We start from the raw sequence: 20,407 nt of genomic DNA, 5'->3' as shown, positions 1-20,407 counted from the left end.
TAGCCCGACAGCTGAACCTGCAGGAATCCCTATGTCCCATCTGCCCATTCCCGTCACCGTGCTCAGCGGCTTTCTCGGTGCCGGCAAGACCACCTTGTTGCGCTATCTGCTCGAAGCCGAGCACGGCCTGAAGCTCGCCGTGATCGAAAACGAATTCGCTGAATCCGGCATCGATAGCCAGTTGCTTGGCGACCAGCCGGTAGAAGTGCTGACGCTTGCCAATGGCTGCGTGTGCTGCAGCATCCATGGCGACCTGGAGCGCGCGTTGTTGTTGCTGCTCGAGCGCTTGGATAGCGGCGCCATCGCCTTCGATCGCCTGGTGATCGAGTGCACTGGCCTGGCCGATCCGGCCCCGGTGGCGCAGACCTTTTTCGTCGACGAGGAGCTGCGCGAGCGCTATGTGCTCGACGGCATCATCACTCTGGTGGATGCCGCGCATGCCGACATCCATTTGCAGGAAGCCATCGCCCAGGCACAGGTCGGTTTCGCCGACCGTCTGTTGCTGAGCAAGACCGATCTGGTCGATGCTGCCCAGGTCGAGGCGCTGAGTCTGCGATTGTCGCGGATCAATCGGCAGGCGCAGATTCGTGTGGTCGAGCATGGCCGTATTGATCTGGCCGAGCTCCTCGATGTGCGCGGCTTCAACCTGAACGCCGATGTAGGCGCGGCGGCTATCAGCCTGCGACCGGTGGTGCCGGCGGGGCAGGGAGCGGACCGAATCGGCACCTTGGTTCTGCGCAGCGATCAAGCGCTGGACTTGGACAAGCTCAGTGAGTTCATGAACCAGTTGCTTGAGCAGCACGGTAAATCGCTGCTGCGCTACAAGGGCGTGCTGAGCATCGCCGGCGAACCGCGCCGCCTGGTCTTTCAAGGCGTGCTCAAGCTCTACGGGTTCGATTGGGACAGCGAGTGGGGCGCCGACGAGCCACGTGAAAGCGTGATGGTGTTCATCGGTGACAGTCTGCCGGAAGAGCAGATTCGCCAGGGTTTTGCCGAGGTCGCTGGCTAAATAGGCTGGTCGTCGCCCATGCCGAGCGCATAAAACACCGCCAGCGCCGCAAAGGCGTCTTCCCCCGCGTACTGCACCTGGTTATCGGAGAGGTGCGTGGCCGCCCAGTTGGAGGTGGTGGCCGATTTGGATTTGCGCAGTTGCCTGCCCAGGGCGATGGCGACCGCTGTACGTACGCCGACCGCCTGCTTGTAGCCGAGCCTGCGAATGCCGCTCGCCAGATCGACCGCGGCGCCGAGCTTCAGTCCCAGCTTGCGCTGGAGTGGGCCTCGGTCGGACTTGAGGCCGAAACCGACTTTGACCATGCGCTGCGACTCGATCACCTCGCGAAGAAAGTCGAGTGGTGGATTGGCGTTCAGTTGAACGATGAACGCCTTGTCGCGGGTGGCGAACTGCAGGACATGCGGGCCGGTGCGGGGTGCATCGCTGGTGAAACAGGGCTTGGACTCGGTATCGAAGCCGATGAACGGTTCGTTACGCAATTGCGCCAGGGCGAAGGCAAAGTCTGCCGGCGTGCGCAGTAAGTGGATGTGCTGCAACGGAAGGGCGTCGAATGACGGCAGCAGCTTGATCTGCTCCTTGCTCGGGCGTTCGAGGTGGCGACGCGTGGGCTTTGGCGGGTGATCCGTGCTCATTGCATTCTTCTTCGGACGCGGTACGCCGCACCCTACGGCAAAGGTCAGGTATAAAAAAGCCCGGCACTTGGCCGGGCATTTTTATGTCGCGGAAAGGCTTACTTGCCGTACACCGGGAACTTGGCGCACACGGCTTTGACCTGCTCACGCACGCGGTCGACTACCGACTCGTCGCCCATGTTGGCGAGGATCTCGCAGATCCAGCCAGCCAGAACGCGGCACTCGGCTTCTTTGAAGCCGCGAGTGGTCACGGCTGGAGTGCCAATGCGCAGGCCGGAAGTCACGAACGGCGAGCGCGGGTCGTTCGGCACCGAGTTCTTGTTCACGGTGATGAACGCGCGACCCAGGGCGGCGTCGGCGTCTTTACCGGTGATGTCCTGCTTGATCAGGCTGAGCAGGAACAGGTGGTTCTCGGTACCGCCGGAAACCACGTCGAAGCCGTTCTCGATGAACACGCTGGCCATCGCCTGGGCGTTCTTCACGACCTGCTGCTGGTAGGTCTTGAACTCCGGCTGCAGGGCTTCCTTGAAGCACACCGCCTTGGCGGCAATGACGTGCTCCAGCGGACCGCCCTGGGCGCCCGGGAAGACGGCGGAGTTGAGCTTCTTCTCGATTTCTTCGTTCTTGCGAGCGAGGATCAGGCCGCCACGCGGACCGCGCAGGGTCTTGTGGGTGGTGGTGGTGACCACGTCGGCGAACGGTACCGGGTTCGGGTACACGCCAGCGGCAACCAGGCCGGCCACGTGGGCCATGTCGACGAACAGGTAGGCCCCGACTTTGTCGGCGATCGCGCGGAAGCGCGGGAAGTCCAGCACCTGCGAATAAGCGGAGAAGCCGGCGACGATCATCTTCGGCTTGTGCTCGACAGCCAGACGCTCGACTTCGTCGTAGTCGATCAGGCCGTTACCGTCGATGCCGTATTGCACGGCGTGGTACAGCTTGCCGGAGGAGCTGACGCTGGCGCCGTGGGTCAGGTGACCGCCGTGGGCCAGGCTCATGCCGAGGATGGTGTCGCCAGCCTGCAGCAGGGCCAGGTAGACCGCGCTGTTGGCTTGCGAACCGGCGTGCGGCTGGACGTTGGCATAATCGGCGCCGAATAGTTGCTTGGCGCGGTCGATGGCCAGTTGCTCGACCACGTCGACGTACTCGCAGCCACCGTAGTAACGCTTGCCCGGATAGCCTTCGGCGTACTTGTTGGTCAGCACCGAACCTTGCGCTTCCATCACCGCCGGGCTGGTGTAGTTTTCCGAGGCGATCAGCTCGATATGCTCTTCCTGGCGCTGGGCTTCTTGCTCCATCGCGGCGAACAAGTCGGCATCGTAGTTGGCGAGAGTCAAATCACGGCTGAACATGGCAATCCCCTGAAAAATCAGCTGGGCGGTTAAAGGAGGGAGCGGATTCTAACCCATCCGCTTCGGCCTGGCATATGAAAGGCAATCACGTCGCAGACGAGCGGAACTCAAGGCGCGCGCTGGCTATTCGAAGATGAATAGCGCGGCGCCGCCGTACTGCGCGGCGAATTGGTTGGCCGGCATTGGCTTGCCGAACAGATAGCCCTGCACCTCGTCGCACTGGTGCTCGCGAAGGAATTCCAGCTGCGCGTAGCTCTCCACACCTTCGGCGATCACCGCCAGGTTCAGGCTATGGGCCATGGCGATGATTGCGCGGGCGATCTGCGCATCCTGGTCGCCGCTGGGCAGGCCGTCGACAAAGCTGCGGTCGATTTTCAGCACGTCGATAGGGAACTGTTTGAGGTAGTTGAGCGAGGAATAGCCGGTACCGAAGTCGTCGACTGCAATCGACACGCCGAGGCGCTTGAGATCCATCAGCGTCTCCAGGGTGGCCTGCACGTCGCGCATCAGGATGCTCTCGGTGAGCTCCAACTCCAGACATGCCGGCGGCACCCGGGTTTCCTCGAGGATCAAGGCGATCTGTTGATCCAGATGGCCTTCGCTGAACTGCCGGGCCGACAGGTTCACGGCAATCTTCGGTACCCGAATCCCGGCCTTTTGCCAGGCCTTGATCTGCCGGCAGGCTTCGCCAAGCACCCAGTCGCCGACTTGCACCACCAGGCCGAGTTCTTCCAGGACCGGAATGAAATCGCCGGGCGGCACCAACCCACGGCGCGGATGCTGCCAGCGCAGCAGGGCTTCGGCGCCGGTCAGGCGGCGGCCGTTGCCGCTGAATTGTGGCTGGTAATAGAGGACGAATTCGTTTTGCTCGAGCGCATGGCGCAAGTCGCTTTCCAGCTCCAGGCGCTCCAGCGCGCTGGCGTTCATGGCCGCCTGATAGAACTGGAAGTTGTTCTTGCCGCGCTCCTTGGCGTGGTACATCGCCGTATCGGCGTTTTTCATCAGATGGCTGAGTTCTTTGCCGTCTTGCGGGCTGAGCGCGACGCCGATACTGGCGGTGACGAAGAACTCCCGTCCTTCGAGAATGAACGGCCGCGCCAGGCTGGCGAGAATCAGCTCGGCCACATGCACTGCGCGGTTCAGCGCCCCTTCGCGGGTACTGCGTGGTTGCAGCAGCAGGGTGAACTCGTCGCCGCCCATGCGCGCCACAGTGTCGTCTTCGGCGACGCAGGCGGCCAGGCGCACCGCCACATCCTTGAGCATGCGATCGCCGGCGGCATGGCCGAGGGAATCGTTGATCGGTTTGAAACGGTCCAGATCGAGGAACATCAGTACCACCCATTCGCGATGCCGTTCGGCATGCTGCAAAGCGGTGTGCAGACGGTCCTGGAACAGTGTGCGGTTGGGCAGTAGGGTCAGCGCGTCGTAATAGGCCAGGCGGTGGATGCGTTGCTCGCTGGCCTTGCGCTCGCTGATGTCGCTGAAGAAGCACACGTAGCTGACCAGATCGCCTTCGGCATCCTGCACTGCGGTAATCCCAACCCAGGATGGGAAGGGTTCGCCGTTGCGCCGCTTGAGCCACAGTTCGCCTTCCCAGCTGCCCTGCAGGTTGAGCTGGGCGAGCACATAGTGCAGCTGCTGGGCTTGCTGGCGATCGGCAGTCAGCATGCCCGGCAGTTGATCGAGCACCTCGGCCGCCGGATAGCCGCTGACCCGAGTGAACGCCTCGTTGACCTGGACGATATAGCCGGCCGGATCGGTGACCAGGATCGCCGAGGTGGAGTGCTCGAACACCGTGGCCGCCATGCGCAGTTCTTTTTCGGCGTGACGCTGCTGGCTGATGTCGCGGATCATCCCGAGCAAACCCTCGAAGGCACCGTGGGTGTCCCACATCAGGCTCAGGCGCAGCTCCACGGGAATCTTGCGGCCGTCAGCGCGCAGACAGTCGAGGGTCAAAAGTTGGGTCGGTAGTTGGCGGCGCAATTCGGCCAGGCGTTGCGGGTGCCCAAGCGCCTGGCGTACTTGTTCGAGCAGGGCGTGGACGCTGTCGAGCTGTTGCGGGTTGGCCAGCGCCGGGGCAAACCCGGTGCTGCGCAGTCGCTCGATGCTGTAGCCGAACATACCTACCGCTGAGGGGCTGATGTAGCTGAGCTGCAGCTGATTATCGGTAGAGAAAATCACGTCGCTGATGCTTTCCGCCAATAGCCGGTAGCGCTGCTCGCCGGCCTGCAGCAATTGGCTGGCTTCGATCTGCTCGGTGATGTCCTTGGCGACCCCAATCAGGCGGCTGACCCGACCGTTTGAGTCATGGCTGAGCGCCTGTTCACGGATATCGAACCAATGCCAGCTGCCATCGCGATGACGCCAGCGCAACTGGCAGGTCAGCAACTGACCCTTGCCGAGCACCTGCTGCAGGCTGCGCATGCTTTGGTACAGCTCCTGGTCGTCGGGGTGCAGGATCTTTTCCCACATGCGCTCGCCCATGACTCGCAACTCGGGCTTGCTGTAACCCAAATCCGGTCCCAGACGGTGGTTGTGGAACAGCACCCGGCGATTGCTGATGTCATGCACATACAAGGTATCCGGCAGGCTGCGCACCACTTCTGACCAGAACGCCTCGCGCTCGATCAGCGACAGTTCGATGCGCTTGCGGCTGGTGATGTCGTTGATGCTCAAGGTCACCGCATGATGGCCCTGGCTGCTATCGGGCAAGCGCAACAACAGCCACAGGTGACGCTCATGGCCCAGGCGCGTGACGATGCGGCTTTCCATTTCAAGCTGCGGGCGTCCGTCGAGCACCGCGGCGAGCAGTTGATAGCGGATGCCGTCGGGCTGCAGCGCGCGGTGGCCGATCAGTTGTCGCCAAACCTGATCGAGCGAATCCACCCCGAGCAGACGCAGGGCGACCTCATTGGCATCGCTGAAGCGGATGGCTTGCATCAGTTGCGCATGGCGCTCGGGGTGCGCCTGCACCCAGCGCTGCAAATCCGCGCTGCTGCGCAGGTTTTGCTGGCGCAGATACTCGTGCAGCTGGGCCAGATCGAGTACGCACAGGGCGATGCCGCAGCCCTGGAAAATGTCCTGATAGCGGCGTTGCGCTTCATCTTGCGCCTGCTGGGCGCGGCGCCGTTCGGTGATGTCGCGCAACACCCAGACATAGCCCTGATCGTCGAGCAGGCTACGGCTGATGGCGAACAATCGCGGCTCGCCGTCACGGCTGAAGGTTTGCGGCTCGACGCTGCTCTGGCTGTCCTCGATCAGTGCGGCGAGGCCCGGCAGCAGATCGGTGATCGGTTTGTCTGTGCTTGCACCGCTGGACAGGCCGAACAATTGTTCGGCCTGTGGGTTGAGATAGCGGATGCGGCCGACATGATCGGTAGTCAGCACACATTCCTCAATCGACCGCAGTACGCTATCGGCGCGTTGCAGCTCGCGTTGCGAGGCCATGTTCTGCGCCTGCAGACCGCGCTGCGAGCGGTGTAGATAGAGCAGCGCGAAGGTGGCGAGCAGCATGCAGATGACCAGCAGCCACAGCTGGCCGCTGAAGGTAGGCAGCAGTTCGGCGGCGGCCTGCCGTTCATCGAACAGCGAGCGCAACTGCCAGTCGGTGCCGGCCAGGGGAATGGCTGGCAGACTCTGGCGCTGCTCCTCGGCGGTCAGCGGGGTATTGCTGATTTCCAGGCGATCGCCAATCCAGCGCAACACCACCCGCTGCGAGTGGCGATCTTCGATTAGCCAGCGATGGTTGCCCTGTTTGAAGGCATTCAAGGTGCTCTGGATACTTTCCAGTCCGCCGCGGACCACCCAGTAGCCGGACGGCGCACGGGGCTCGCCCTGACGCAGGGTCAGATACAGCTGGCCGTCGGCCAATGCGCTGAGGGTCACGTGATAGGGCCGATCGCCAAGCGAGGCAGGTAAGTCATGAAGAAGCGCTTGATCGCCAGACGCGCCTGCGCTGTCGGCCAGGATGCGCCCGTTCGTGGTCAGCCAGACCAGGCTGTGCAGGGCCGGGAAAACTTCCCGTAAATGGTTCAGTAGTCGCTCATCGGCGCTCGGTGACAAATCTATTTGGCGGAACAGGGCGAGGCCGGCATCGGCCTTGAGCTGCATGCTCAGGGCCATGTGATTGGCCAGTTGCACGCTGTATTCCTGGCTGCGCTGGCGCTGGTTGTCCAGGCGCTGGCTGAAATCCTGCTGCAACTGCCAGCCCAACACACCAAGAATCAGCACCAGCAGCAGCCACAGCGCGCCCTTCACCGGCGCACGCGAACGTGCGGCGATATCGCCGAACGTACGAAACTCAGTGGTGGGCTCAGGCTTGGACACGAAAAATCCTGAAAAGACTGCTGATTAAGGCAGGTACGCCGCGCAAATTCAGGAATTGAGCGCGGACTGGGTAGCATGCCTCGAAAAATGGCCAAGTGCCAGCCTGCCTGACGTGTGACGGTTTGCCCTGTCCGGTACAATCCGGTAGCTTTGCCGCACGCGCGGGAGCACTGGTATTGGCGAGGCAAACGGTGCGCCAGAATGCTTGGCCTATTCGCCTCAGGGTGCAATTGGACATCGAGCATCGCGCAACCGCCGGTCAGGCGCGTTCCCGCCATTTCTTTCACCAAGTCACCTAGGTTTCTCCAATGGCTCAATACGTCTACACCATGCATCGGCTCGGCAAAGTTGTGCCGCCGAAGCGGGAAATCCTCAAGAACATCTCCCTGTCGTTCTTCCCCGGCGCCAAGATCGGCGTGCTCGGCTTGAACGGCTCGGGCAAATCCACCCTGCTGAAAATCATGGCGGGCGTCGACACTGAATTTAACGGTGAAGCGCGGCCGATGCCGGAGCTGAACATCGGTTACCTGCCACAGGAACCGCAGCTCGACCCGGAAAAGACCGTGCGTGAAGTCGTCGAAGAAGCGGTCGGCCATATCAAGAACGCCCAGGCGCGTCTCGACGAGGTCTACGCCGCCTATGCCGAGCCGGATGCCGACTTCGACAAGCTGGCCGCCGAGCAAGGCAAGCTGGAAGCCATCCTGCAGGCCGCCGACGGCCACAACCTCGAGCGCCAGCTGGAAGTTGCCGCCGATGCCCTGCGCCTGCCGGCCTGGGACGCCAAGGTGGTGCACCTTTCCGGTGGTGAGAAGCGCCGCGTGGCGCTGTGCCGCCTGCTGCTGTCGGCGCCGGACATGCTCCTGCTCGACGAGCCGACCAACCACCTGGACGCCGACTCGGTGGCCTGGTTGGAGCACTTCCTCCACGACTTCCCCGGTACCGTGGTGGCGATTACCCACGACCGGTACTTCCTCGACAACGTCGCCGGCTGGATTCTCGAACTCGACCGCGGTGCCGGTATTCCTTACGAGGGCAACTATTCCGGCTGGCTGGAGGCGAAATCCAACCGCCTGGCACAGGAATCCAAGCAGCAGTCGGCCCATGAAAAGGCCATGAAGGACGAGCTGGAGTGGGTGCGCAAAGGCGCCAAGGCCCGTCAGTCGAAGTCCAAGGCGCGTCTGCAGCGTTTCGAAGAAATGCAGTCGCAGGAATTCCAGAAGCGCAGCGAAACCAACGAGATCTACATCCCGGTTGGTCCGCGCCTGGGCGACAAGGTCATCGAGTTCAAGAACGTACGCAAAAGCTATGGTGACCGCGTCCTGATCGACGACCTGTCGTTCAGCATGCCGAAAGGCGCCATCGTCGGCGTGATCGGCGGTAACGGTGCCGGTAAATCGACGCTGTTCCGCATGCTGATGGGCAAGGAACAACCGGATTCCGGCAGCATCGAAGTCGGTGAAACCGTGCAGCTGGCCTGTGTCGATCAGAGCCGCGATGACCTCGATGGTGGCAAGAGCGTATGGGAAGCCGTTTCCGGCGGTTCCGACATGATCAAGATCGGCAGCTACGAGGTGCCGTCGCGCACTTACGTCGGGCGTTTCAACTTCAAGGGCGGCGATCAGCAGAAGTTCGTCAAGGACCTCTCCGGTGGTGAGCGCGGCCGTCTGCACCTGGCCCTGACCCTCAAGGAAGGCGCCAACGTGCTGCTGCTCGACGAGCCGTCCAACGACCTCGACGTGGAAACCCTGCGTTCGCTGGAAGAGGCGCTGCTGGACTTCCCGGGCGCGGCCATTGTGATCTCTCACGATCGCTGGTTCCTCGACCGCGTCGCCACGCACATCCTGTCCTACGAGGACGACGCGCAGGTGACTTTCTTCGAGGGTAACTACACCGAGTTCGAGGCCGATCGCAAGAAGCGTCTCGGCGAAGCGGCGGCGCAGCCGCACCGCGTGCGCTACAAGAAACTGGCGCAGTAACGCGCAGTTAGAGACGGGGCCTGCGGGCCCCGTTTTTTATGCCCGCTGAACCTCGCTCGCTTATATATCCGCACCAAAAAGATACATCCAGGCGACACACTGCACTGTGAAGGTGCTTTTTAGCCTGTTAGAGTCCGGCGCCTCAAAAAAGAAGACAGTCCAACGCCGGTACTTTGCCATGACCCTTTCTGTTGATGCTTTCCTCACCCAGCTCAAGCGCCGCGACCCTGACCAGCCCGAGTTCCATCAGGCGGTGGAAGAGGTGCTACGCAGCCTGTGGCCGTTCCTCGAGGCCCGCCCGCACTATCTTGAAGCCGGCATCGTCGAACGTATCGTCGAGCCGGAGCGGGCCATCCTGTTCCGCGTGCCGTGGGTCGACGATCAGGGCAAGGTGCGGGTCAACCGTGGCTACCGCGTACAGATGAGCAGCGCCATCGGCCCTTACAAAGGCGGCCTGCGCTTCCACCCCTCGGTGAACCTCGGCGTGCTCAAGTTCCTCGCCTTCGAGCAGGTGTTCAAGAACTCGCTGACCTCGCTGCCCATGGGCGGCGGCAAGGGCGGCTCGGACTTCGATCCGAAGGGCAAGAGCGAGGGCGAGGTGATGCGCTTCTGCCAGTCGTTCATGAGCGAGCTGTACCGCCATATCGGCGCAGACCTCGACGTGCCCGCCGGCGACATCGGCGTCGGTGGCCGTGAGATCGGCTACCTGTTCGGCCAGTACAAGCGCCTGTCCAACGAGTTCACCTCGGTGCTCACCGGCAAGGGCCTGACCTACGGTGGCAGCCTGATCCGTCCCGAAGCGACCGGCTACGGCTGCGTGTACTTCGCGCAGGAAATGCTCAAGCGCCAAGGTCAGGGCTTCGACGGCAAGCGCGTGGCGATCTCCGGCTCGGGCAACGTCGCCCAGTACGCCGCGCAGAAAGTCATGGAACTGGGCGGCAAGGTGATCTCGCTGTCCGACTCCGAGGGCACGCTGTTCGCCGAGGCCGGTCTGACTGCCGAGCAGTGGGATTACCTGATGGACCTGAAGAACGTCCGGCGCGGGCGCATCAGCGAGATGGCCGAGCATTTCGGCCTGCAGTTCTTCGCCGGCCAGCGGCCGTGGCACCTGGCCTGCGACATTGCGCTGCCGTGCGCGACGCAGAACGAGTTGGACGCCGACGACGCGCGGGCACTGCTCAAGGCGGGCTGCATCTGCGTCGCCGAAGGCGCCAACATGCCCTCGACCCTGGCGGCGGTGGACCTGTTCGTCGAGGCCGGCATTCTCTATGCGCCGGGCAAGGCCTCGAACGCCGGCGGCGTGGCCACCAGTGGCCTGGAGATGAGCCAGAACGCCATGCGTTTGCATTGGACCGCCGGCGAAGTCGACCAGCGTCTGCACGGCATCATGCAGAACATTCACCACGCCTGTGTGCACCATGGCGAGGAGAATGGCCGGATCAATTACGTCAAGGGCGCTAACATCGCCGGCTTCGTTAAGGTCGCCGATGCCATGCTGGCGCAAGGCGTGGTCTGAGCCTGCTAGGCTGTGACTAACGGGCCCCTAGCGGCCCGTTTTTTATGCGTTACCCTTGCCGCCAACCGCTTCTGTAACCGTTCGCGCTAACCCTTTACGCAGACCACCTGGCGCAGGGTATGCACCACTTCGACCAGCTCGCGCTGGGCCGCCATCACCGCATCGATGTTCTTGTAGGCCATGGGGATCTCGTCGATCACCTCTTTATCCTTGCGGCATTCGACATGCGCCGTGGCGCGCACTTGATCTTCCAGTGAGAAGCGCTTCCTCGCCTGACTGCGGCTCATCACCCGCCCGGCGCCGTGGCTGCAGGAGCAGAACGCCTCTTCGTTGCCCAAGCCGCGCACGATGAAGCTCTGCGTGCCCATGCTGCCGGGGATGATGCCCAATTGGCCGCGCTGCGCCGACACCGCGCCCTTGCGGGTGACCAGCACCTCGCGACCGAAGTGCTGTTCGCGCTGCACGTAGTTGTGATGGCAGTTGACCGCCTCCAGTTCCGCCTCGAACGGCTTGCGCAACACCTGACGGGCGGCGCCGATCACCGCCTGCATCATCAGCGCACGATTCTGCCGAGCGAAGTCCTGTGCCCACTCCACGGCTTCCACATAGTCGGCGAAGTGCCGGCTGCCTTCCTCGAAATAGGCCAGGTCGCGGTCCGGCAGATTGGCCAGGTGTTGGCGCATATCGGCCTGGGCCAGTTCGATGAACAGCGTGCCAATCGCGTTACCGACCCCACGCGAGCCGCTGTGCAGCATGAACCAGACGCACTGCGCTTCGTCGAGACAGACCTCGATGAAATGGTTGCCGGTGCCCAGGGTGCCGAGGTGGCTGCGGTTGTTGGTCTTTTCCAGGCGCGGGTACTTGTCGGTGATCTGCCGGAAGCGCCCGGCCAGCGCCCTCCAGGCTTGGTCGGCGTGACCCGGTACGTGCTGCCAGGCGCCGCTGTCGTGTTTGCCGAAAGTCTTGCCGTGCGGCACTGCCTGCTCGATGGCGCGGCGTAGGCCGTGCAGGTTGTCCGGCAGGTCGGCGGCCGTCAGCGAAGTGCGCGCGGCGATCATCCCGCAGCCGATATCGACGCCGACCGCGGCCGGGATGATCGCGCCGATCGTAGGAATCACGCTGCCGATGGTCGAGCCCTTGCCAACGTGGACGTCGGGCATCACTGCGATGTGCTTGAAGATGAATGGCAGCTTGGCGGTGTTCTGCAGTTGTCGACGCGCCTCGTCTTCCACCGGCACACCGTCGGTCCACAGTTTGATCGGCTTGCCGCCAGCGACTTCGAGCAGTTGGAAGGTGGATTGTTTCATACGCCGAGTCCGTCAGTGAGCCATGGCACTATTGTGCGCTCAGCGACCGACGAAACCAGCTTGACCCGTGTCCGCCGATCACGCGACTGAATTGCCCAAACCAGTCATCGATCCAGACTGTGTCGAGATTGAGGAAATGCGTGATCCTGATGACATCGGCCGCGACCCGCTGCTGGACGATGCCGAGGTTTATCGGCACTCGCGCACCAGCTGAAACCCTGCGTTAGCTCCCGCTGAGGCCCGGCAATCGCTGGACCTTGTCATCACAGCAGGCCAATCGCCTGCGCCCGGATCACTGCTTGGGTTCGGCGTTTCACGCCGAGCTTCATGTTGATGCGCCGGGTGTGGGTTTTGACGGTGTTGGTCGAGATGAATAGATGGTCGCCAATCTCCTGGTTGGATAGTCCGGCCGCAAGCAATTGCAGGACCGCGAGCTCCTTGGGGGTCAACTCGACGCGTGGTGTTGTCTGCTGCGCATCATTGGTCGCCTCGGCACTATGGGCGGGTATTTGCTTCAGCCAGGCGTGGATGAGGCTATGCGAACCGAGTTTCTGCAGGGCCACTTGGTAGGCATCGTTGCCGATGCGGCCCAGTTCGAACTCCACTCGGGCCAGCGCGGCGAGCACTTCATGGTATAGGTGGGCGAAGTGCAAGTTTGCGCATTCGCTGGCCAGGCGCAGTAATCGCGCACGCACCTCCTCGTGCTTTCCGGTGCTGTGCTCGCCGATCGCCATCAGCAGTTGGCAACGCTGGCGCAGGGCGGGCGAGACGAAAGGCAGTTGCGGCAAGGGTTGGCTTTGGCACTTGGTTTCCATGCTGCGCGCCAGTGTTAGTAACTGCCCCCAATCGCCTTCGCGTACCAGCAAGCGCGCTTGCTGATAGTCGATGACCATCTGATAGAGATTCGCCGGGACTTTACCGCAATGCATACGCCGCTCGGCATCGAAGATGTGACGGCGGGCCAGTTCGAAATCCTGGCGGCAGGCGGCGACTTCAGCCAGCGCGAGTAGCGCATGCAAAATCACCGGGTCCTCATTGGCCTGGGTATGTTTTTTCGCCTGCATCAGCGCCTGCTCTGCACTGGCCAGGTTGCCGGCCAGGATTTCCAGCTCTCCACGCAAGAGCAGCAAACGTCCCAGTAGGAGGCTGTGCTGTGCATCGGAATTACTTTCCAGGAGCAGAAAGCTTTCTTCGAGACGCAAACTCGCTTTGCTGGTCTCGCCACGCACCATATATAGGCAGATATGGTCGGTATTGAGCAGCAGTTCGGTAGCCAGGCAATCTTGGCGTCGTGCCTGCTCCGTGGCTTGTTCGAGAAGCATGCTGGCGCGGCTATGCGCGCCGTTGATGAGTGACATCCGCGCCAGTGTCGAATAGCAGAGGTAGGCGGCGCGCCAATCGCGTGGCTCGAGGTTGGCCAGTGCCGCCTGACAATACTCGCTGGCGTCTTTGCTGTTGCCGTAATAGCCATATATGGCGCCACGCATCGCTTGCCAGTTGGCCAGCAAACGACGGTTGAGCGTTGGGTCTGCCTCGGGCAAAAAGTTACCGAGCTTTGCCAGGCAGGTTTGCGCTTCGCTTAGCCGCCAGTTGAACAGCAGGGCGCGCGTATTCAGGCCGATCAAGCGCGGGGTACTTTCCAACAATGCCGTAGGCAGTTGGGTGCGCCAAGTCATCAAGGTCTTGATATGTCGGCCGGCGAAGATCCAGTCGAACTTGAGGCGATCCATCAGGCTGATCGCCGTTTCCGGTTGGCCCGCGAGCACGGCCTGTTCGATGCCTACATCGATAAGGCCCATCGCGACGTACTCTCGGCAGGCTTTCAGACGCAGATGGGTGAGCGCGGCGCCGCTGCGTTCGTTGCTCAGAATATGTGCGACGGACGGAATTAGGCGGTACCAGCTACCGCTTCGCTCAACGGGAGCAAACAGCGACTGGTCGAGCAAGCTGCGGAAGATTTCGCCGCCGTTAAAGCCCTCCCACAGACTGTCGCACAGTGCCGCAGAAGCGCGTGGCAGGTGCGCCAGGCAGAGCAGGACCTCGCGTTGTTCGTCGCTGAGTACTCCGAGCAGTTCGCGTTGCAGATAAGCACGCAGCCAGGACCAGTTGCTATTCGTGTCGAGATCGTTCAACAGCAGGCGAACCCCGGCGCACCAGCCGTGGGTCTGTTGCCATAGACTCTCGCGGGCTCGGCTTTGCCAGTCAGGCGCAAGGGTATGCACGAGGGTTTCGAATTCGCTGGGTGAAAAGGCCAATTGAGAAGGGCCTAGCTCATGGAGCTCACCTTCCAGGTACAACCTGGGAAGGTTCCAGTTCGGGCGATGCCGGCTGCCCACGAGGAGCTGGATCAGTCTTCCCGGCTGCAGGAGCATGCGCTCTATCCAGGGTTCCAGGGAGCCATCGAGATCCGCGGGGAAATCGTCGAGGACGAGGAGCAATGGTTCGCTCAAGCTGTTGAGTTTTCGCAGCAGCGCGTCGTCGTCGTCGTCAATATCCAGTGCAGCCGCCAGGTGCGCACGAAACTGCTGAGCGGATGTTGGCTGCCGATTTAGGCTGAACCACAAACACTGGTGGGAAGCGGCGAGTTCGCGGGTGATCTCGTTGAGTAGGGCGCTTTTGCCGAATCCGGTGGGTGCGCAGAGCAAGCGCAGGCGGAATGCTTGGCGTAACGCCGGCTGCACCAGCCGTGGTCGGCAAAGGTGCGTGGCAGATAAGGGCGGAAGCCCTACAGGAAGTGCGTAATAGGAGGGCGGAGAAAGGACAATACTCAACATTGCAGTACCTGCGAACTGTATTTCCACTAGCCGGCGGGAAGGGCAAGCCTTCCAATGATCGCGCAGGGAAATATCCAGTCGTCAGGGGTGTGTGTCTATAGCAGTCCGGGACACCTATAGGTAGCCGCCCGGAAGCCGGGCGGCTTGCTAGCTGGGATGCTTAGCGGATGCCTGCGTTGCGCAGGGCAGCTGGAGTGAAGTCCGACGCGTTGGGGGTCATACCGTACTGGATGCCGCGCTTGGCCTCGTTGTTCATGCCGAACACGATGTAGCGACCGGCGATCAGGTCATAGATACCAAGCGAGGCATATTGAGCGATGCCCTGCGCGTATTCCGTGGTGCCGTAGCCTTCCATGACGCGCCACAGCTGGCCGCGGCCGTCGTAGTGGTCGACTTCGGCAAGCTGCCAGCTGTCCTCGTCGAAGTACATGTCGCGCTTGGCATAGATGTGACGTTCGCCGGACTTGAGCGTGCCGACCACATGCCAGACGCGGTGCAGCTCATAACGCGTCAGGTCCTGGTTGATATGCCCAGGGCGGACGATGTCGGCGTATTTAACCTTTGACGAGCCCAGCTTGTAATTGTTGTACGGGATGTACAGCTCCTGCTTGCCGACCAGTTTCCAGTCGTAACGGTCTGGCGAGCCGTTGTACATGTCGGCGTTGTCGGCTGTGCGCATGCCATCGGCTGCAGTGCCCGGCCCGTCGTAGGCAACTTGTGGCGCACGGCGGACACGGCGTTGGCCGGCGTTGTAGGCCCAGGCCATGCGCGGTTGTGCGACCTGATCGATGGTCTCGTGAACCAGCAGGACGTTGCCGGCCAGGCGTGCCGGCGCGGTGACGCGCTGCTTGTAGTAGAACAGCACGTTGCTGCTGCTTTCCTTGTCGACGTCCTGCATGAACTGCGGGTAGGCGACATCGTCCGTTGCCTCGACCACGGTGAAGGAGCCATTGACCTGCGGCGCAGCCTGCGCCGTCAGGCGGGTCTGGTTCTTGCCGCGATAGCGGGTCATGTGGTTCCACACCACTTCTACACCGTTCTTCGGAATCGGGAAGGCGTAGTAGCGAGAGTCAGAAAAATTACTCAGGCCGTTGCCGCCGTCGATCGACTGGGTATTCAGCGCACTCTTCTTCGCCGCGTCGTAGATTTCCTGCGGCGAGGAAGCGGTGCGCTGGGTCTTGTACACCGGGATCTTGTAGGTGCTGGCATAGCGCTTGAACATTGCCAGCTGGCCTGGGGTCAACTTGTCTTTGTACTGCTCAGCGTTGGCGGCGGTGATGGTGAACAGTGGCTGCTCACCCTCGAACGGGTTGCCGAGGAAGCCATTGGTGATCGGCGCGGCGTCCTTTTTCAGACCGCCGGTGTAGGCCGGGATACTACCGTCGGCATTGCCTTCCTTTTGCGCGCCCAGCGGCGTCAGGCTGGTGCCCAGCTTGGCGGCTTCGTCCGCCGAGACGGCGGCCATCACGCTGCTACTCAACAGAGTCAGCGCCAGGGCGCCACAGGTCAACACACTGATTTTTTTCATATTTTTATTATCCTTTGTCGGTTGACCGTTAGAAGTTCACGCCAAAGCTGAGTGCGACAAAGTCACGATCAGTATTGGTTGCGAAGTCCCCACCGAAGAAGTCTGTGTAGCTCAGGCTGGCGGTATAGGTGTTGGCGTACTCGGCATCCAGGCCCAGGCTGACGGCCTTGCTGCCTTCCTCGAAGGTCGGGCCGCTGCCATCGACATCATGCGACCAGGCCAGGCTCGGCGACAGGTTGATGCCGGCGATCACGTTGTTGTAGTTGAGGATGGCGCGACCACGGTAGCCCCATGAGCTGCTGGTGTAGTAGCCCTTGTCGTTGCACTCCTGCTGCGGGTTGCTGGCGTTCGGCCGTCCGACGTTGGTGCCGACGCAGGCATTGGAGCCGCCAGGGCCGGAGTCGATCATCTGGCCGGCACCGAAGATCGGGCTACGCCCGAAACGAACATCCGTGCCATCGGTGTCGCCCAGGCCATTGATATGGCTGTAACCCACCTCGCCAACCAGGGTCAGGCGGCTGGCGCCCCAGATCTGGTCGATGAACTTGGTCGCGCTCATCTGGGTCTGGAAGACCGGCATGCGCTTGTAGCCGGCCACGTAGTTGCCCGGGCCGGGAGTCGCCTCGCCAGCGACGAAGGCCGGGGCGATCAGGGCCGGTCGGCCGCCTACGACGCCCGGTTGGGTGATCGCCGCGAAGTTCAGATCGGCGGTATTCATCTGCAGCGGCATGTTCGGCCGGTAGCTCATCTCGCCACCCAGGGCCACACCCTCCAGGTTGGTGGCGAAGCTCAGGCCGTAGAGACGGACGTCCTCCGGGTATTCCCAGAAGTACTGGGCAGTGGTTACCCGCGTTAGCTGGTTAACGGCCGTTTGAACAGCCGTACCGGAGGCGAAGCGCGTGGTGGTCTGATTGAAGCTGAGGTTCGGGTTACGGCTGTGGTAATTCAGCGCGTAGGCGCCGAACTCGGTGTCGTTCAGCTCGGGCACGAACCAGCGCATGGCCACGCCGAACTGGCCGCCATCGCGCGCGTCCTTATCCGCAATACGCGGCATATAGACGCTATCCGCCCCCGTCAACGCCTTCAATACGTTGTTGGTCGACTCCCCTGGCGCCAGGTCCGGACCGGCAAACACCAGACGGTCATTGCAACCGTTCTGCAGCGGGTCGACCCCGGCGAAGAAGGTGCCGCAGTTATCGGTAACGGTTTTTTCCCATTCGATCTGGTAGAAAGCCTCGGCCGAAATGTTCTCGCTGAGGTTCTGCGACATGTAGAACATGTTGACCGGAATCAAGCCTTCCTTGACTTCGGCACCAGGCCGACGCAGTGCGGCGACGTCGAGCGGGTTGATCGCGTTGATGCCGTTCTGGATGAAGGTGCTCTCGCCCCAGCTCACCACCTGCTTGCCAAGACGCACGTTGCCCGGCAGCTCGCCGATGTTGTAGTTGTGGTAGACGAAGGCATCGAGCAACTGGGTGCCGGAAGACTTGGCCATGCGGTCACGACCGCTGTCGTCGATGTCGTAGAACAGGCGGTGCTCGTCTTTCAGCTCGAAGTCGTACCAGTACTTGCCGCGCACGAACACGCCGCTATCGCCGTACTTCAGCTCCAGATCGTGTAGGCCCTTGAAGATCTTCGAGAAGGTCTCGCCTTTCTTGAAGTTGGCCCGTCCGTCATCGGCGGTACGGGACGACGCCTTGCCCTTGCCGTTCGGTGCAGCACCGACCGTACCGTTGCCAAAGACCGGGTTAAAGTTGGACACGAAATCCGGATCCGCTGAGCGTGTCGACCAGCTGGCGCCCACCGACAGCGATGAGTCGAACTGCCCCTCGATTTCCCCAATATTGAAATTAATAGCCTGAGCCTGTGCGCTGACACCCAAGGCAACAGCGGCGGCTAGTAAATGCGGCTGAAAGATTCCGCGCATTGTTGTTCTTTTCATGCGGTGCTCCGGTTGCTCGAACAAATATGAAGAGCTCGCATGCTAGGGAGCGGGCCGCGTCGCCATAATTGCCAGAAGCGGCGATTTTTAATGTCACCGGTTTGGGTGATCAAAATATGCGTTGGGGTTGATGGCTAATTGCTGCTGGTTGCGCTCCCGAAAGTAACGTTTCGAGCTGATATCACGGTGCAGTGTTTCTCTGGGCGGTAACAAGCCTGCGGCTGGCGCTCAATAAATGACGATATTTGAGGATGGAGGGGTGGAACCGTAGCAAGCGGTAGTAGGGTGCTGCCTGTTTGGGTGGTGTCAGTCGAGCAGGCCTTGTGCATGGGCGATGGCAGCTGCTGTGGTGCGGCCCTGGGCGCCGAGCTTGGCGTTGATCTTGCGCAGGTGCGATTTCCGTGAGTTCAGAGAGATGCATTTTTCGGGCAGTTCAAGCGGTCGAGCAATGCTGTGCGCTGCAGGTGACTGGGCATGATCGCCGGGGCCCAGAATTTAGTGGCAGGAAGCTCTGGGCGGGGCTACGTCGTTGGTCGGAGTTGCTCGGATGCTTGTTGATAAACCCTGCGCGGCATTGCCTTTATGGGTTGTCCTCAGCGCTGGTGGCGTTCCGTCCGGGGAGCTCGCTTGCCGGATGGTGGTGCGCAAGCTCAGGCGGTTGGTGGAGGTAAGTGAGCTACCTTCTATCGCTACTCCCTGGCGTAATCCTTTGGAACGATAGGGGAAAAGCGTCCCTGTTTCCTTCCTTTGGCCGTCGTCCGCCACCCAGGCGCTTTCTACTATCGATGCTCATAGGCGTCCGCTCGCACCTCCGGGCTGATGGCGCGGTGTCGGCTTTGTACGGAGGGTGGACCTATGCAGGCAAACGCTCGACAGGCATGGCCCGGTACTCACCGGGCAGTCGCTGGAGTTGATTGGCGTGGTGTTGATGTGGGTAATTCGGCAGGCGTCGCTCAGAGCGCCAACCGGGTCCCTGCGCTGGCCCTGCTTCCGGCACTCGAAGGCCTGTTGCGACGTGGTGTCGGCGTGGAGCGGATCGAAGCGGCATTCCGCTGCCGCATCGGACATCTTTATGAGCCTACTCTGCGCCTGCCGCTGTTGTTCTCCCGGCGCTTCTGGGCGCTGGCGGTGGAGGCTAGTGGCGACCCCGATATCGCCCTAGAGCTTGCCGTCGAGCAGTCTAACGACGTGATTCAAGCGTTGGGCAGCCTGCTGCTTGATGCACCATCGCTGGAGCACGGTGTTCGCCGGCTAAATACCTATCTGCCTTCCTGCTTTGGGCCCTTCGAGATCGAGATCGCGAGAACCGCTCGGGATGTGCAGCTGCGTGTGCATGACCGTGGCGTGCTGGCGGCGCCCCAGGCCATCGACTACCTGCTGGCCAGCCTGAGTGACGTGTTCCAGCGTGCGCTTATCGCGCCAGGCATACGCGGGGTAACGCTGCTCCAGGCCACGCCGCAGCGAGTGGCGCGTTATGCACGGTTGGGTCTGGTAGTGCAGGGTCAGGCGCATGTTTCTGCGCTACATATCGATCCCGCATGCTTCGTGCCTGTGGCTGGGCCAGGCGGTCAGCTGTGCGCGGCATATGTCGAGGAGTGCTCGCCAGCCAAGCCCGATACGTTGTTGCTGCTGGTCTGCGACTACATCGCGGCCGAGTTGGCCCAAGGCCCCAGCATCGAGGGGTTCTGTGGTCGCTACGGCATGCTGCGGCGCACCGTTGCCCGGCAGCTCAGGGCCGAAGGCTGGAGCTTTCGCGAATTGCTCGAACAATATCGACAGCTGTCCGCGCTCGATCTGGTGACCGGCGCGCCGCTGGTGCAGGCGCGTGTTGCCGAGTTGCTGGGTTACCGCGACCTGTCGAGTTTTGCCCGGGCGTTTGCGCGCTGGTATGGCATCAGCCCCGGCGCATTCCGTAGTGGGTACGCCAGCCTCGCCTGAGCGTCAGGCAATCCAGCTCTGGGTTCGGGCAATGGCCAGCGACCCTGGGCATTGAGCTTGGCGTAGATATTCTCCAGCCAGCTCGCCCCCCATCATGGGGAGCG

The 20,407-nt window shown here is 62.0% G+C and carries 13 protein-coding genes; 6 read left to right on the top strand and 7 right to left on the bottom strand.

Translation table 11 applies throughout. The features are described from left to right. Positions 1–31 precede the first annotated feature (31 nt). On the top strand, positions 32–1,009 hold the full coding sequence (yjiA, locus tag NVV93_RS16325) for a GTPase (protein ID WP_258251691.1): 978 nt from the start codon (positions 32–34) through the stop codon (positions 1,007–1,009). On the opposite strand, the gene NVV93_RS16320 is transcribed toward yjiA, so the two are convergent. The 3 genes from NVV93_RS16320 to NVV93_RS16310 all read right to left on the bottom strand — a co-directional run bounded on the left by NVV93_RS16320 (position 1,006) and on the right by NVV93_RS16310 (position 7,322). Further along, positions 1,006–1,644 (bottom strand): 3'-5' exonuclease, encoded by a 639-nt coding sequence (locus NVV93_RS16320; RefSeq protein ID WP_258251690.1) that lies wholly within the window; start codon positions 1,642–1,644, stop codon positions 1,006–1,008. The genes yjiA and NVV93_RS16320 overlap by 4 nt on opposite strands. Before the next feature lie 98 nt (positions 1,645–1,742). Next, entirely contained in the window at positions 1,743–2,996 is a 1,254-nt protein-coding gene (gene glyA, locus NVV93_RS16315) for a serine hydroxymethyltransferase (protein ID WP_258251689.1), read from the bottom strand. A gap of 123 nt (positions 2,997–3,119) precedes the next feature. After that, on the bottom strand, positions 3,120–7,322 hold the full coding sequence (locus NVV93_RS16310) for an EAL domain-containing protein (RefSeq protein WP_375162895.1): 4,203 nt from the start codon (positions 7,320–7,322) through the stop codon (positions 3,120–3,122). A gap of 308 nt (positions 7,323–7,630) precedes the next feature. Here NVV93_RS16310 and ettA point away from each other — a divergent pair, with 308 nt between their 5' ends. Continuing rightward, positions 7,631–9,298 (top strand): energy-dependent translational throttle protein EttA, encoded by a 1,668-nt coding sequence (gene ettA / locus NVV93_RS16305; protein WP_258251688.1) that lies wholly within the window; start codon positions 7,631–7,633, stop codon positions 9,296–9,298. Positions 9,299–9,476: 178 nt separating this feature from the next. Continuing rightward, positions 9,477–10,814: an NADP-specific glutamate dehydrogenase gene (gene gdhA, locus NVV93_RS16300; protein WP_258251687.1), complete on the top strand. Its 1,338-nt coding sequence runs from the start codon at positions 9,477–9,479 to the stop codon at positions 10,812–10,814. 86 nt (positions 10,815–10,900) lie between these two features. Here the strand turns inward: gdhA and NVV93_RS16295 are convergent, their stop codons facing one another. Next, positions 10,901–12,121, bottom strand: a complete 1,221-nt coding sequence (locus NVV93_RS16295) for an RtcB family protein (protein WP_258251686.1) — start codon at positions 12,119–12,121, stop codon at positions 10,901–10,903. Positions 12,122–12,188: 67 nt separating this feature from the next. On the opposite strand from NVV93_RS16295, the gene NVV93_RS16290 reads away from it, so the two are divergent. After that, positions 12,189–12,335, top strand: a complete 147-nt coding sequence (locus tag NVV93_RS16290; RefSeq protein WP_258251685.1) for a hypothetical protein — start codon at positions 12,189–12,191, stop codon at positions 12,333–12,335. Positions 12,336–12,384: 49 nt separating this feature from the next. Here the strand turns inward: NVV93_RS16290 and NVV93_RS16285 are convergent, their stop codons facing one another. Then, positions 12,385–14,343, bottom strand: coding sequence for a LuxR C-terminal-related transcriptional regulator (locus NVV93_RS16285; RefSeq protein ID WP_258251684.1), 1,959 nt, complete (start codon positions 14,341–14,343; stop codon positions 12,385–12,387). 51 nt (positions 14,344–14,394) lie between these two features. Between NVV93_RS16285 and NVV93_RS16280 the strand changes: the two genes are divergently transcribed. Further along, on the top strand, positions 14,395–14,673 hold the full coding sequence (locus NVV93_RS16280) for a hypothetical protein (RefSeq protein WP_258251683.1): 279 nt from the start codon (positions 14,395–14,397) through the stop codon (positions 14,671–14,673). Between the two features lie 382 nt (positions 14,674–15,055). On the opposite strand, the gene NVV93_RS16275 is transcribed toward NVV93_RS16280, so the two are convergent. Continuing rightward, complete coding sequence (locus tag NVV93_RS16275) at positions 15,056–16,423, bottom strand: DUF1329 domain-containing protein (RefSeq protein WP_258251682.1); 1,368 nt, start codon at positions 16,421–16,423, stop codon at positions 15,056–15,058. A 28-nt stretch (positions 16,424–16,451) separates the two neighbouring features. Further along, positions 16,452–18,365, bottom strand: coding sequence for a DUF1302 domain-containing protein (locus NVV93_RS16270; protein ID WP_258251681.1), 1,914 nt, complete (start codon positions 18,363–18,365; stop codon positions 16,452–16,454). A gap of 930 nt (positions 18,366–19,295) precedes the next feature. Between NVV93_RS16270 and NVV93_RS16265 the strand changes: the two genes are divergently transcribed. After that, on the top strand, positions 19,296–20,303 hold the full coding sequence (locus NVV93_RS16265) for an AraC family transcriptional regulator (protein WP_258251680.1): 1,008 nt from the start codon (positions 19,296–19,298) through the stop codon (positions 20,301–20,303). Positions 20,304–20,407 lie beyond the last annotated feature (104 nt).

Origin of the sequence: Pseudomonas sp. LS44 (assembly GCF_024730785.1) — a bacterium.
Taxonomy (GTDB): domain Bacteria; phylum Pseudomonadota; class Gammaproteobacteria; order Pseudomonadales; family Pseudomonadaceae; genus Aquipseudomonas.
The sequence above is the reverse complement of the archived record's forward strand: the minus strand, read 5'-3'. Positions and strand labels throughout refer to the sequence as shown.